The organism is Glutamicibacter sp. BSL13 (assembly GCF_052928425.1).
The window spans coordinates 18,310-32,294 of sequence record NZ_JAVGCZ010000018.1; the positions used below are offsets into that span (position 1 = coordinate 18,310).

Genomic DNA, 13,985 nt, shown 5'->3' on the forward strand with positions numbered 1-13,985 from the left:
GCTAGGCCTTCAACTCCAGCACAGTCTTGCCAATGCGGATCCGCTGGCCCAATTCCACGGGCTGCGGACGCGACAGCTGGTTCTCCCCGATAAAGGTGCCGTTGGTGGATCCCAGGTCCTCCAGGAACCAGCGCGAACCCTGCGGGAAGAGCCGGGCGTGGCGACCGGAGGCGTAGTCGTCTTCCAACACGACGGTTGCATCCTGGGCGCGCCCAAAGAGGATCGGCTGGCCGTCAAGCTTGATTTCGCGGCCGGAAAGTGGGCCTTCCACCACCTGCAGGGCGGTGGCCGTCTTGCGGGCGGTCGGTTCAGGTTCAGTCAGTGTCGGGTTCTTCTTGATCGCACGGGCGCTGGGCTGGCCGGTGCGGGCGCGGGTCCCGATGACCAGGTCACGGCGCATGGCGCCCACGACGCTGAGCACCAGAAGCCACAGCAGAACCAGGAAGCCCAGGCGGAACAGGGCGAGCAGCAGGTCGTTCATGCGCGTCCCTTCTGCCCCTGGGCGATGAGTCGGAAGACAACCTTGGTCTTGCCCAGGGAAATGACCGAGCCATCGCCCACCCGGGTCTCGCCGTTGACCTTGCGGCCGTCGACGAAGGTGCCGTTGGTGGACCCCAGATCGAGTACCACGTAGTCATCTCCTCTTTGTTCGACACGGAAATGTTGCCGGGAAACGCCCGGATCATCGATCGGGATGTCGGTGGAGGCTGAACGGCCCAGCACAATCGAATGATGGTGCAGGGCATAGCGCTGGCCATCAACCTCCAGCACGGCCTGTTTGGCCACCGGTGCCGGGGCGCGTGCCGGTTCGGGGCGGGCCGCGGCCCGCGGCTGGGCGGTGGTGCGTGGCTGCTCGGCCGCCGGGGTTGCCGGAGCCGGTGCTGCGGCCGGTGTGGGGGCGGGAGCTGGATTCTTTACCGATGCGGAGGCGGCGGCGCCTGCCGCGCCTTCCTTGATGGAGGCGTTGATCTCGACTTCGCCGCGGCGGCGGTCCTCTTCGGCCACGAAGTGAATGCGGATGTTGTCCCGCACCGAGTATCCCTGGCTCATCGCGTGCTCGGCGGTGACCTTGGCCATTTCGTTGACAACCGAGGAACCCCAGGCCTTGGCGGTCTGGTAGTCATCGTTGCTCAGGTGTACGACAAAGTCGTTGGGGGCAAGGCTGCGCCCCTCGCTGATGGCCAGGATGCCCCGGTCCATTTCATTGCGCAGGGCAGTAGTCAGTTCCACCGGTTTGATCTCCGCGCTGCTGTTGCCGCGAAAGAAGCTGGTGACGACCTTCTCTAGACCACGTTCGACGTTGTCGAGAAAGCTCATTTCGAGCGCTCCTTTCTTAGATTCACGCATGTCGCAGGGCAAGTGCTTGGTTCCTGCGACCCGTGTGGCGCGGAACGTCTCTGTCGATCTTACTGTTTTCGGCTGTGGAAATGCAGGATGCCAACTGCACGCAGTCCGACGATACGGCAACGATTTGGACACCTAAAGAGTTTCAATTGTGTCGCTAACCACATTTGCCCATTTCGATTAGGAGAATCGAATCGAGTGTGTATAAGATTATTTTCGTTGCTGCGAGAGTAGCGAACAAGCGCGAGTGGCGGAATTGGTAGACGCGCTGGCTTCAGGTGCCAGTGCCCGCAAGGGCGTGGGGGTTCAAGTCCCCCCTCGCGCACAGAGAGCAAAGAACCCCTGATCCGGGAAAGCAATCCAGGATCAGGGGTTCTTTCTTGTAAGCGATCAAAAAGAACGCCGAGCCTTCTTGGTAGGGCAGCGAAGGAGCTCAGGGCGGCCCTTTGCCCGGGCTGGCTGGTGCGACTTCCATGTCGGATGCCATTGCGATCGCTAGGTAGCCTAGCTGTGTGTGTGGCTCTACGAGAATATTTTTCAGGGTCGGTCCCGAGTCTCGAGCTAGCGCCAGACGGCAACCAGCCTGTGCGCGGGACACAAATAGTCTTTAAGCTGATTGGTCAGCACCTATTGTCTTTCGCCTGAACTGCGTCGTTGTACGAACTCCACGGGCCAGCTGCCAGTAACTGCGCTCTATCCATAGATGATGACAAGCGATCTCGGGTGATGTTCAGCTCAGCCCGGCACGAGAAATGCTCGGTCCGATTCGGGGTCAGTGCTGTTGTAGCAGCTTGCAGAACCCCAATCAGCGCTCTAGTGGCATAGCACTTTCCCCCAATTATGAGGAGCAGGAGAGCCCATAAGCCGCCATGCGTCGCGAGATGCACCCAGGCCATGTGATGACGCTCAACGGCTGAAGCTTGTCGCAAGATGTGCGGCTGGTATTCGTTCTCGTCGCGTTCGGTCAACAATCGCCAACCTGAGAAACAGACTCATTTCATTCCAGCGACAGAGAGTTGCGGATCGGTGAAAGAAAGTTGAGTTGAGTTAACGTCAAGTTTTTCAAAAAACTCGCTTGTGAAGTACCAGTTTTTTACAAACACATTTCTGCATATTGGCGATGAATCACGTATATTGGGCGGGAGAAGAGCTTAAGCACAGCTTTTCTTAAGGAACCAGTGCGTTTAAGGGCGACCTCATATCGAGCTAGTCAGTAGGAAGACGGTCGCCTTTCGCTTTGATTCTCAGACGAATTGATGGCCGCAGCCCGATTGAGGAGAATTCTTGCTGAGCATCTCGAGTGCCGTGTGGTCGCGCCGAGCTCTGAGGATGCTCAGTGCTGCGCTTTGCGCATTGCTGATAATGCAGCCCATCGCCCCCAGCCTCGCCTATGCAGAGACCTCGAGCATCGTGTCAGATGGCGAGAATTCTGAGGAATCTCTTAATGGCGCCACTGGTGCTCCGAATGAATCGTTGGAGCCAAAGGCGCCCGTCACTTCGGCTCCGTCCGAAGACAGCACGTCAGAAGCAGGAGAGGAACCTGACGCAGTCCCCACGGTTGAGGAGTCTGGCGCGGGGGATGAGCCTACAGTGGAGGAACCTGACGCAGTCCCCACGGGTGAGGAGTCTGGCGCGGGGGATGAGCCTACAACGGAGGAACCTGACGCGGAGAGCGAACCGGAAGCTGCCTTAGGAATGAGCCCGTTGGCTTTGAATGGCAACGTCTGCTCATTCGCTGACGAAGGGAGCAGCGGTGCCTATGCGCAGACGTTGTGCTGGCTCGACTTCGAAGGACTTTCGACAGAGTACGAGTACGTCGACGGCAGTGCTGCAATCGAGGGGTGTTCGGGCTTTATTGTCCATACCTGTCGTGCTAAAGCCAAGTTTCAAAGCGTTATGGGTGGGAGTCAAAAGCCACAAGAGGTCAGGGCCAGCGCAACTGGTTTGGGCGAAAATGCTGCGAACAGAAACGCGCTGGCAATCGTCAGGGACAACCCGGACAGCAGTTCCACCTTCCATAACGACGGAAATGGCGGTTTCTATGGGCCTGTGTCGGACCTCGATGTCGATGTCAATCTCGGCGACGGATACCGCCTCGTCGGCAAGCTTGACGTGAACTGGACCGGAAATTCGAATGCCGCGCGCATCGCCGCTGAGTCATTTCCGACGTATGACGGCGCGTTTCTTGGCAACAGAGGCTTCTATACCGGGGTTTCGGGCCAGCCCGTCCTTCGCTCTGTGGGACAGAGGGGTGGACAGTCGACGACTACTCTGAAAAATATTCAACTGCTGAACGCCGCAGGGAATGTGGAACGAGATTTCTCGATCGTCGTTGCCGACGCTGAGTCGACTGACGCGAGTGAGCGGATTGACTGGTCTACGACCGGCGAGGGTTTCCGATGGCTCCCAAACACGCCAAACCCCTCACCACCCGCTTCAAAGACGCAGGTCATGGGAAACGCGTGCACGAACTCCAGCACCAGCGGTTTGTCTCCGGCCTGGAACTCAACTACTCCTAGTCAGAATGCGCACTGTTCGGCGAATGTGAGCTCAAACAAAACCGGTACACCGATGCTTTCCACTGCGCCCCCCGCAAATCAAAGCACGCAATTCCAGGTGACACAGAGTATGACGACGAATGAACGACAGGGCGTCGCTTTCGGAGTGATCATGGCGCGTGCCGAGACCTCCGTCGAGGTAGTCGACCGCATCGTCGATGAGAACAACACGCCAGCCGGCGGGGCAAACTTCACGACCTCGGTGCAGCGCGCCGATGGTGCGACTGTCACCTCGGCGTCAACGGGCACGACGGTTGGTGAAAATGCGAAAAGCAGCGCACGCGTGCTGCCCATCAACGCGACCACCCCGACGCAGCTGCGCTACACAAGCAAAGCGACTGGCACACACGCTGGTTCTTACACGCCGACCTGGACCTGCAGGAAAAATGACCCTGTGCGGGGAGAGGAACGATGGCCGGGGAACGGCAGTCCGACGCCCCCGGGGAGTAACGACTCGTTCACGAGACTTACTGCGGGCCAATTTCTCAGTTGCAAGGTCACTTACACTCCGCCATACCTCGAACTGAGTAAGGCTGTCGACCCCGAAACGGCGCCAGATGCACCGAGCGCGTGGACGCTCGAAGCGACGGGAGATGGGGCTGAGCCCTCGTCGGTCAGTGGCGCCGCAGCTTCCGAGGAAGTGACGAAGCGACCTGTCGCAACAGGCACCTATGAGCTCACCGAATCAGGCCCCGACAGTCCTGAATGGGAGTACGGGTACTCCTGGACCAATTTTAGCTGCGAAGCGCTCAGCGGTTCTGCAGCATTACCCGCTTCGGATGTGAGGGTACCGCGAGACAGCGACGACAACGTCGCCGACGCTGTTAGTGTCAAGATCAGCCAAGGGCAGAACCTGCGCTGTACATACACGAACACGGCCAATGAACCACAGCTCCAGGTGTCGAAATCGGCGGATCCTTCTTCGGGCGAGACGCTCGATGCGGGACAGACCGTTACCTATACCCTGAATTTTGACAATTCAGACGGTTCTGCGGCGAAAGAAATTGATTATGTCGACCATTTGCGGGACGTGCTCGATGACGCCGAATACGTAGGTAACCTCCGGTATGGCCAGTCGGCGCCGACGGTGATTCCCCCCGGGCCGCAGCCGGGAGATATCGGGATCTCCGTCGAGGAGCAGGAGATCGAGCAACCGGGGAACAGCGACCCCGATTGGAAGAGCTGGAATCCTCGACTACACATCACCGGTGAAGTACCGGCGCGAACTGCATGGACGCTGCAGTTCGACGTGACGGTGAAGCCGAACGAAGCAAACCGCGCTCAGCGGCTTGAACAGGACCCTCCGTACGCCGGATACAGGTTGCGAAACTTCCTCACTCCCGCGTCTGATGATGATGGCAACCCGATCTCGGCTCCGAGTAGCTGCGAAGCGGCGGACGATGAGCAGTCTGGCTGCACCGAACATTCAGTCGATGCTTGGACCATCGAGAAAACGTCACAACCCCAAGATGGCGCAATGATCCACTCGGGCGGCAACATCTACTACCGCGTGAAGGTCACCAATTTCGGCGGCACCGACCTTACCGGTGTGCAGGTGCACGACAATATGACCCAGACTCTTTCGGCTGCGACGCTCGACTTCAGCGCACCACCTGCCGTGACAGTGCCCTGGGGCATCAGCTACTACGCTGCCGACGGCACGCACCTACATACCGCGCAGACGTGGAAAGGCGTCAACGGCAGTGGGCAACCTACTCTCACCTTTGTGCCCGACGGGGCAACTGTGAATGGCGAAACCTGCGATCTCAGTGCAGAATTCTTCGCCGACGAGCTTGATGAAGTCCCCTCCTCCGCAGCTGGATGCTGGAACTTCGCAACCCCCGAATTTGACGTGCCAGCCCAGTATGAGGGCCAAGAGGTTGCTTACGCGGTTGTGGGCTATGCAGTGAAGGGCGGCCAGGCTGCAGCAGCAGCGCCGCCTGGCAACAGCGACACAAATGCAGGCAGCACCGCATCCAAAGAGCCCACCCAACCCAACGCCACTTGGGTGAACACGGCATCAGCCGTGGCCCGAAATACCGGGAACGATCAGAATTCAGCACGTCCCGTTTTCTGCAGCGCATCGGATGACATTCCGCCAGGGTGGCAGGATACCGAGGACTACCTTACGAATTGGGCGCCCTGCAAGGTCTTCCACTCGCTTGGGGACAGTTACTTCCATATCTGGAAGAAGGACGCGACGAACGCGCCCGGTTACGAGACCAACAACAACCTCGCCGACGCATCCTTCGTGCTGGCCGATACGGAAGAGGAAGCCCGGCAGGGTTCAGCGTCGCGATGGTTGTGCCGCATCGACAACGCACCGCTCAACGAATATCCGAACCCGACGAGTGCTGCTGCACTGGACTGGACCCCCACCGGCGCCGAAATCGTGGGCTCACAGACCGGTAACGCGAACGCGGCGTGGGACTACGAGTCGACACAGAGCGGCGTGCACTGGTGGCTCAAGCAAAGCAACACCGCCCGCGAAACTTGGAATCTGCGTAATCCAGATGCGACCCCAAAAGAGATCCTGCCGGAATGCGGCGCCTTCTTCGCAGTCGAAGGTGATGTGCCACAAGAAGGACAGGCGGTCGGTAGCTGGCGTGCTCTAGATCTACGCGGTGGGGATACCTCAGACCTTAGTGATCCGGCCAGTGCACCCAAGTCTGACTGGCGAAACACGAGTGATTTCAACGTATCGGGTGATGAAAGCACCGGGCGTCACGGAACCTACTGGCTGGTTGAAACCCGGTCACCGGAAAAATTCGAGCTGTTGTCGCAGCCAATGCGGCTCTGGGTCGCCCCCTCGTCGCCCGCGCCGACCAACCTGACTCCGGGAAACCCCGAACTCTACGAGTACCAGGGGCGCCTGTCGCAGCCGGTGCTCGGCCAGACCGCGACACCACCGGCGTCAGGAGGCATGGGGGTTCCGGGGGACAGCAGCGTCGCTCTTCGCAAGCACTGTGTCAATCCATGGCAGCTGCCTGCAGACGAGCAGGTCTCCTGCGTCATGCCGACGGGATGGGCGATGCCAGTGTTCGACGTAAAACTCCCGGCACTACCACTTACGGGTGGTGACAAGCTCGGGCTGCTCATCGGGGGCGGCATTGCAGTGCTGCTCGCCGCCCTCGCGGGAGGTCTGTGGTGGCGCAAGCGCCGCGACTAGACTTCCGCTCTTTCACCGACCACTCCCAGCAGAACCACTTCAAATAAAGGGGAATCATCACATGAAGCACAACGCCAAGCGGGGCATCCTCGCAAGCGTGGGCGCGCTGGTCACAGCTGCGGCGCTCGCGCTTGGGGGATCCGTCGCCGCTACCGCAGACCCGGGCACGCCCGGCAACCCACCGGCCTCGACCGAGGTCACAATCCAAAAAACGGCGACACCACCTGGCGGTACGGTTGTCGGAACCGGCGAAGAGGCTGCTGGCCTTAACGGCATCGCGGGTTCCCAGTTCACACTGACCCTGATCCAGGGCACTGATGCCGGAGGGGATACGAGCACGCTGACCAACGAAGGTCAGCTTGCAGCGCAGGGCCGTTCCGTCAACGACAACGGAGATGTCGTTGGAGGCGAGCTCAGCTCAACCACCCACGTCTCGAATGTGACTGGCGGCGACGGCGTGGCCACGTTCACGCCCGCTGAGATCCCTGCGGGTCAGTACCTGGTTTCTGAGACACAGACGGCAGATGGAGTTACTGTCGCAGCGCCGTTCCTGCTCACCGTGCCGCTTACGGACCCCGAGGATCGAACACAGTGGCTCGATCACATTTACGTGTATCCGAAGGCGACCACCTTCAACGCGACGAAGACCGTCAACGAGGGTGGCTTCCGCAAGGCCGGTGACACGATCACGTGGTCGGTCGCGATTGACGCCCCGACGCTTTCGGCGGGACAGCTGAACAGCTACGTCATCACCGACCAACTCGCCGAAGACCTTGCACTAGAAGGCGCGCCCTCACTGAGTTTCGAGAATTCCGATACTACGTTGAGCACGCCCAATGACTGGAGCCACGAAGTTGGCGGGAACAATGAGCTCGCCATCACCTTCACGAGCGCTGGTCTCGCCAAGCTCGCCGCAGCAGGTACCAGCAGCGGTGGTGACACCGTCAACGTTCAGCTCTCCACAACCGTAGGTGAGGAAGCTGGCGCGCTGCCGACAACCATCACCAACACCGCGAACGTCGCGGTGAACGGTGATGAGGTCGATTCCACACCGGCCACCATCAATTTCGGCGAAATTGTCGTTGACAAGCAGGGTGACGACGGTCGTCTTGCCGGTGCCGCGTTCGATCTCTACGCCGTCAACCCATCGGATGACGGTGCGCAGCCGATCGCATCGGGAGTAACGACAGACTCGGGCGATCAGCTGACCTTTCCCGGGCTGCTGCGAAGCGACTTCGTTGGTGGCGGACTCATTGCGCAGGATAGCGATGAAGTGCGTTCCTTCTGGCTCGTGGAGACTCAGGCTCCCGATGGCTACCAGCTGCTTCCATCACCAATCGAGGTGAACCTGCTGGACGATCAAGAAGTCGTAACCATCGAGAACGCCTCTACCAGCGGTGGCTTTGAGCTGCCGCTCACGGGTGGCACAGGCACTGTGCTGCTCACTGTCTTCGGAGCACTCCTACTCGCGGCAGTGCTTTACGTTGCATACCGCCGACGTTCTGCTGAGTAACGCGGGGCAGAGCGCGCAGTTATCAGCCGAGTAGTGGACCTCCCTGCCGATGCAGGGAGGTCCACTTCCCCGAAGCGTTCTAGATAGAGGAAAGGAGGCGCCCGCGATGACTGACCCATTCGGAAACGACGCACCGCACGCCTCCGGAACCTCGTGCTCACCACCAGCAAGCGCACCCGCACGCAGATTCCGCACCGCCCGAAATTCGCGGAAGAAGCGTAGTTTCGCTATACCGATTCTGCTGCAGCTCATCGCTACGGTTGGGATCGCAGCCATCCTTTATCCAAGCGGTGCGAACTGGTTTGCGAAGCTGGGTTATGAGGATGAATTCTCGGCGTATGTCGAATCCATTGAAACCACCCCCGACGCAGAACTTGAAGCCAAGCTCACGGCGGCCCGGGAGTACAACGCAAACCTGCATGGCGCGGTGCTACAAGACCCGTACACGGATGGATCGAGCGACGCAGATCAAACGCTCGCCAATGATCCGGCTTATGAGGCTTATAAAGACATGCTTTCGCTTGCCGACAACAGCACCGCGCCCATGGGGCAGGTTGTCTTACCCGAAGCTGACATCAACCTTCCCTTGTACCCCGGAACGGAAGACGAGACTATCTCGAAAGGCGTCGGCCATTTGTATGGCTCCTCACTGCCGATCGGGGGACCGTCGACCCACTCGGTGCTCACAAGCCACTCAGGTCTGGTGAATGCGTCGCTTTTTACCCGCCTCGAAGATGCGAAGGTCGGCAACGTATTCAGCATCGCCGCCTTTGGTGAAACTCGTTACTACGAAGTGGATAACATCCAGACGATCTTGCCCCACGAAACTGAGAACCTCGGCATTGTCGAAGGGGAGGACCGAGTCACGCTGTTCACCTGCACTCCCACCGGCGTGAACAGTCATCGTCTACTTGTTCAGGGCATCCGTGTTGATAATCCGAAGTCTGTAGGGCACGGGATCACCGGTGAGATGCCCTCCGCGGGCTTCCCCTGGTGGGCGTTGATCTTCATCGCTGGATCCGCCGCAACCGCCTACCTACTTTTCGTCCCGCCGCGGCGTACAGCGACGGAGGACTTACGTTGATATTGAAGGATCCCACGACCACCGGCATCGGCTCGACACGAGCGGTGACCGCCTTATGCGCGCTCCTTGCTGCACTGCTGATCGGCACCATCCTGGCTCCAGCTCCCGCCGCGCAAGCCGCGCTGCCGAGTGGGCCATTCACAATCCAAGTGCACAAGTATGAACAACCCGAGCAGTTCGGTGACTCCGCACCAGGGGTTCAGCTCGATCCTGGGGCCTTACCTTCGACCGACCCGGTTGCAGGCGCTACCTTCACTGCAAAACGCGTGCCTGACATCGACCTCGCCACGGACAGGGGACAGCGCAACGCCGAAGGGCTTACTCCGAAGGAAGCAGCGCAACGCGTTGCTTTTGAACCGGTCGCACAAACCGCCACGACCGACGGCAGCGGGAACGCTACGCTTGGTGATTTGCCGATGGGTCTCTACCTAGTCGAAGAGAGCGTCGTGCCCCCGGGATACATCGGTGCCGCACCCTTCCTCGTGGCGTTGCCCCTCACGAATCCCGACACCAACAGCGGATGGCTCAGCACGGTGCATGTCTATCCAAAGAATGCTGCGGTCGGAGTGGCTCTCTCTCCATTAGACGAGGCGGCCGTGACCTTTGGCGACGTGGTGCGGTGGCAAGTTACTTCAGATATTCCAAGAGTGGAGGAGCTCGGAAGCTACTCCGTGCGTAACCTGCTCGCCGAAGGGACTCACTTGCACGGGAGCTTCGAAGAGATCGGGGTCCGCATGGCAGGAACGAAAGCAGACGCGTTGCAGGCTGGCATCGACTATCGCATTGCCGAGGCAACCGATGCAGGTCGGCGCTGGGGGTTCGATGTCGAGTTCACCCGAGCGGGTTTGCGTAAGCTCGAACACCATGCCGGCGACCGTCTGATCATTTTCTACGACACCCGTGTCGAGGGGAACGGCGAATTCACGAACGAGGCCATCCTGCGAAGCGCCGGGTTGCCAGATCGGGTGAGCGACACCGCGGGGACCAAGTGGGGCCCGCTTGAGATTCTCGTTCGTGAGCGAGGCAATGAAAAGAACCTGATTCCCGGAGCCAAATTTGAACTGTACCTTACACCGGAAGACGCACTAAGCGGCAGCAACCCGGTAGAGGTCAATGAGGCAACCGAGTGGACCACAGACGCTCAAGGCCGCATTGCCATCAACGGCTTACGGTTCTCCGGCTTCGTCAATGGACTCGAGCGCGACGCAATCGATCCACTTTTCCGCGAATACTACGTGAAGCTCACACAGGTCCCGAACGGTTGGCTCGGTACGTCGAATCCAATCGCATTGGTTGTTCTGTCGGCGACTAATGCTGAGGTCGCGATCGTGGAACTTTGGCAGGATGGCAACGGGGACAATGAAGGCGGAGACAACGAGAACTCTGACCAGGACGAACTCCCGAATACCGGTTCACAAATCGGAGGCGCGTTGCTTCTTGGAGCGCTTCTTCTTGCAGGAGGAATCGCCCTCGTGCGCCGGCGCCAGGGAATAAACAGCGAACAAGGAATCGAGACGGATGCCAGCGGTGGATCTGGAACCGAGGAATCGTGAGCAAATCTGGGCATCAGGTGGTAAAAGTTCGAACCGCTGATAACAAATCGTCACAGCCGAGGACAGCTCGGCGCAGTCGTCTGGCCATCAATGCCGTGTTGCAGGGACTAGCAATGATTGCGATCGGGATGCTCGTCTATGCTGATGCTGCCGACTGGATTTCACGCATTGGCCACAACTCCGAAATCACTGGATATGTCGAAAGTGTCGAACAGACACCGGGGGAAGAACGGCAGGCCTTACTCGATCTTGCGAACGCTTACAACGATACTCTTGAAATCGGTTCCCTGACCGATCCTTACATCACCCAAAACCCCAATGAAACTCAGCGAAGCGGCGTCTATCGGGCGTATGAAAAGCTGCTGCGGGTGAGCGGCAGTGATGCCATCGGCTCCCTGAGCTACCCCAGCCTCGATATTGGCCTGCCCGTTTACCATGGCACATCTGATGAGGTCATCTCGAAGGGCGTCGGTCATATGTATGGGACCTCAATGCCCGTCGGTGGGCCCTCGACGCATTCCGTGCTTACTGCACACTCCGGGCTACCGAGCTCAAAACTGTTCACGAACCTGCTCGATGCGCAGGTGGGGGACGAATTCTGGATCAGTGTGCTTGGCGAAGACCACTATTACCGGGTCGAAAGCACGCAAACGGTCCTGCCCGACGAGGTGGATTTCGAGATCATTGATGGCGAAGACCATGTGACCCTCTTTACCTGCGCGCCTATCGGGGTCAATAGCCATCGCTTCCTCGTCCATGCGGTGAGGATTGACGCCCCTGAATCCTCCGGCACGGTAATCAACGGCGATGGCAGGAAGCTTGGTTTTCCATGGTGGGCCGTGTGGTTTGTCGGCGGATCCGGTGTTTTTGCCTACGTGCTTTTTGCGCCTCCACGGAAGAAGAAGGTACGCCCGGCATCGGACCAATAGCGCACGGACGGATGCCGCGGTGACACCCGTGCTTCGCCGCCTGAGGTCTGGTCGCGTTCTGCCGGTAGGTTGCTTCGCCCCATCGATGAGCACGAGCTGTGTTCCCCTTCGAGGATTAGGCTCTGAACTGCGTCCCGATGAGCCGTTGGGCGCCGATGCTTGCCCCTGGCGTGCTGACGCCCGAAGATGAAAGGCATGGCCACACGACTTCTTCTGCTCGCCGACACCCACGTCCCCGCCCGGGCAAGGAAACTGCCCTCTGCGGTGCTTCAAGCCTCTGCAGCCGCCGATGCCGTGATTCATGCGGGGGACTGGATCGATCTGCCGACCTATGAACTGCTCTTTAACCGGGCCCGCCAGCTCCATGGGGTCTACGGGAACAATGACGGTCCGGATTTGCGGCAGCGGCTTCCGGAAGTCGCGCACTTCACGGTCGAGGAGCTGAAGTTCTCCCTCATCCACGAGACCGGGCCTGCCCGGCGCCGTGAGGAACGCGCGGACGCGGCGTTTGCCGGCAGCGACGTACTGGTGTTCGGGCACTCGCATATCCCCTGGGATACGGTTTCTCCCGGCGGGATGCGCCTACTCAATCCCGGTTCCCCCACGGATCGGCGCCGCCAGCCACACTGCACCATGATGAGCGTGGTGGTGACGGGGCGCCGCCTGGAGGTCGAATTGCACCGGGTGGAGCGCGACTAGGCCGGTCCTGGCCGCCGGACCCGGCGGCCAGGACCATCAGTGGGAAGTCAGGCCTGGGTCAGGCGCTGGCCCGAGGCGGTGTCGAACAGGTGGATGTGTCCGGGCTCCGGGACGATGTTGATCTTCTCGCCCCGCCGCGGCGGCTTGCGCCCATCCACCCGCATCACCACCGGGTGGTCCTTGCCCTCAAGGTGCACGCTGCCGTAAATGTAGGCGTCCGCGCCGAGTTCCTCCACCACGTCCACGTGCAGTTCGACACCCTCGCCCGGGGCTGCCCGGCGCAGATCCTCGGGACGGATGCCGAAGGTGGTGCCGCCGGAGGCTCCCGGGGCGGGGTAGGCCGTGTTGCCGAAGGCCACCTGGCCCCCGGTCTCGGTGAGCTCCAGCAGGTTCATGGACGGGGAGCCGATGAAACCGGCGACGAAGACGTTGTTGGGCCGGTCGTAGAGTTCACGCGGGGTTCCCACCTGCTGCAAGGTGCCTTCCTTCAAGACCGCCACGCGGTCTCCCATGGTCAGCGCCTCCACCTGGTCGTGGGTGACGTACACGGTGGTGACCCCGAGCCGGCGGGTCAGCGAGGAGATCTGGGTACGGGTCTGCACGCGCAGCTTCGCGTCCAGGTTCGACAGCGGCTCATCCATGAGGAACACCTGCGGTGAGCGCACAATCGCCCGACCCATGGCCACCCGCTGGCGCTGGCCGCCGGACAACGCCTTCGGCTTGCGGTCCAGGTACTGTTCCAGATCCAGCAGCTGCGCGGCCTCGCGCACCCGCCGGGCCCGTTCTTCCTTGTCCACCCCGGCGATCTTCAGGGCGAAGCCCATGTTCTCCGCCACGCTCATGTGCGGGTACAGCGCATAGTTCTGGAAGACCATGGCAATATCCCGGTCCTTGGGCGGAACGTTCGTGACGTCCCGGTCCCCGATGCGGATGGTCCCGCCGTCCACCTCCTCCAGCCCGGCCAGCATGCGCAGGGTGGTGGACTTGCCGCAGCCCGAGGGGCCGACCAGGACGAGGAATTCCCCGTCGGCGATTTCCAGGTCGATGCCGTCCACCGAGGGGACCAGTGCACCGGGATAGATACGCGTGGCTTTCTCAAAAGTCACAGATGCCATGACGACATTCCTTTCACGGGC

At 60.4% G+C, this 13,985-nt stretch carries 9 protein-coding genes and 1 tRNA gene; 7 read left to right on the forward strand and 3 right to left on the reverse strand.

Going from position 1 to position 13,985, the window contains the following annotated elements; genetic code table 11:
* Window position 1: 1 nt before the first annotated feature.
* Window positions 2-481, reverse strand: a complete 480-nt coding sequence (locus RCJ92_RS05300; protein WP_446753944.1) for an FHA domain-containing protein FhaB/FipA — start codon at window positions 479-481, stop codon at window positions 2-4.
* The gene (locus RCJ92_RS05305) at window positions 478-1,317 is read right to left on the reverse strand and encodes a DUF3662 and FHA domain-containing protein (protein ID WP_360028959.1); all 840 of its coding nucleotides are present in this window, start codon (window positions 1,315-1,317) and stop codon (window positions 478-480) included. Before RCJ92_RS05305 ends, RCJ92_RS05300 begins: the two co-directional genes overlap by 4 nt.
* Window positions 1,318-1,585: 268 nt before the next feature.
* Here RCJ92_RS05305 and RCJ92_RS05310 point away from each other — a divergent pair.
* The 7 genes from RCJ92_RS05310 to RCJ92_RS05340 all read left to right on the forward strand — a co-directional run bounded on the left by RCJ92_RS05310 (window position 1,586) and on the right by RCJ92_RS05340 (window position 12,849).
* Window positions 1,586-1,669, forward strand: a tRNA-Leu gene (locus RCJ92_RS05310).
* Between the two features lie 1,379 nt (window positions 1,670-3,048).
* On the forward strand, window positions 3,049-7,071 hold the full coding sequence (locus tag RCJ92_RS05315) for a DUF7927 domain-containing protein (RefSeq protein ID WP_446753945.1): 4,023 nt from the start codon (window positions 3,049-3,051) through the stop codon (window positions 7,069-7,071).
* Between the two features lie 61 nt (window positions 7,072-7,132).
* Window positions 7,133-8,584: a SpaH/EbpB family LPXTG-anchored major pilin gene (locus RCJ92_RS05320; RefSeq protein WP_446753946.1), complete on the forward strand. Its 1,452-nt coding sequence runs from the start codon at window positions 7,133-7,135 to the stop codon at window positions 8,582-8,584.
* 106 nt (window positions 8,585-8,690) lie between these two features.
* Complete coding sequence (locus RCJ92_RS05325) at window positions 8,691-9,668, forward strand: class C sortase (protein WP_446753947.1); 978 nt, start codon at window positions 8,691-8,693, stop codon at window positions 9,666-9,668.
* A complete protein-coding gene (locus RCJ92_RS05330; RefSeq protein ID WP_446753948.1) occupies window positions 9,665-11,221 on the forward strand; it encodes a SpaH/EbpB family LPXTG-anchored major pilin in 1,557 nt (518 codons plus the stop codon). Before RCJ92_RS05325 ends, RCJ92_RS05330 begins: the two co-directional genes overlap by 4 nt.
* Entirely contained in the window at window positions 11,218-12,150 is a 933-nt protein-coding gene (locus RCJ92_RS05335; protein WP_446753949.1) for a class C sortase, read from the forward strand. The genes RCJ92_RS05330 and RCJ92_RS05335 overlap by 4 nt, the downstream gene beginning before the upstream one ends.
* A 195-nt stretch (window positions 12,151-12,345) precedes the next feature.
* On the forward strand, window positions 12,346-12,849 hold the full coding sequence (locus tag RCJ92_RS05340) for a metallophosphoesterase family protein (protein ID WP_446753950.1): 504 nt from the start codon (window positions 12,346-12,348) through the stop codon (window positions 12,847-12,849).
* A gap of 47 nt (window positions 12,850-12,896) precedes the next feature.
* On the opposite strand, the gene RCJ92_RS05345 is transcribed toward RCJ92_RS05340, so the two are convergent.
* Window positions 12,897-13,964, reverse strand: coding sequence for an ABC transporter ATP-binding protein (locus RCJ92_RS05345; protein WP_138173192.1), 1,068 nt, complete (start codon window positions 13,962-13,964; stop codon window positions 12,897-12,899).
* Window positions 13,965-13,985 lie beyond the last annotated feature (21 nt).

Coding starts and splice junctions, on each gene's coding strand:
- RCJ92_RS05300 (WP_446753944.1), bottom strand. CDS start 481: ATGAACGACCTGCTGCTCGCCCTGTTCCGCCTGGGCTTCCTGGTTCTG.
- RCJ92_RS05305 (WP_360028959.1), bottom strand. CDS start 1,317: ATGAGCTTTCTCGACAACGTCGAACGTGGTCTAGAGAAGGTCGTCACC.
- RCJ92_RS05320 (WP_446753946.1), top strand. CDS start 7,133: ATGAAGCACAACGCCAAGCGGGGCATCCTCGCAAGCGTGGGCGCGCTG.
- RCJ92_RS05340 (WP_446753950.1), top strand. CDS start 12,346: ATGGCCACACGACTTCTTCTGCTCGCCGACACCCACGTCCCCGCCCGG.
- RCJ92_RS05345 (WP_138173192.1), bottom strand. CDS start 13,964: ATGGCATCTGTGACTTTTGAGAAAGCCACGCGTATCTATCCCGGTGCA.
- RCJ92_RS05325 (WP_446753947.1), top strand. CDS start 8,691: ATGACTGACCCATTCGGAAACGACGCACCGCACGCCTCCGGAACCTCG.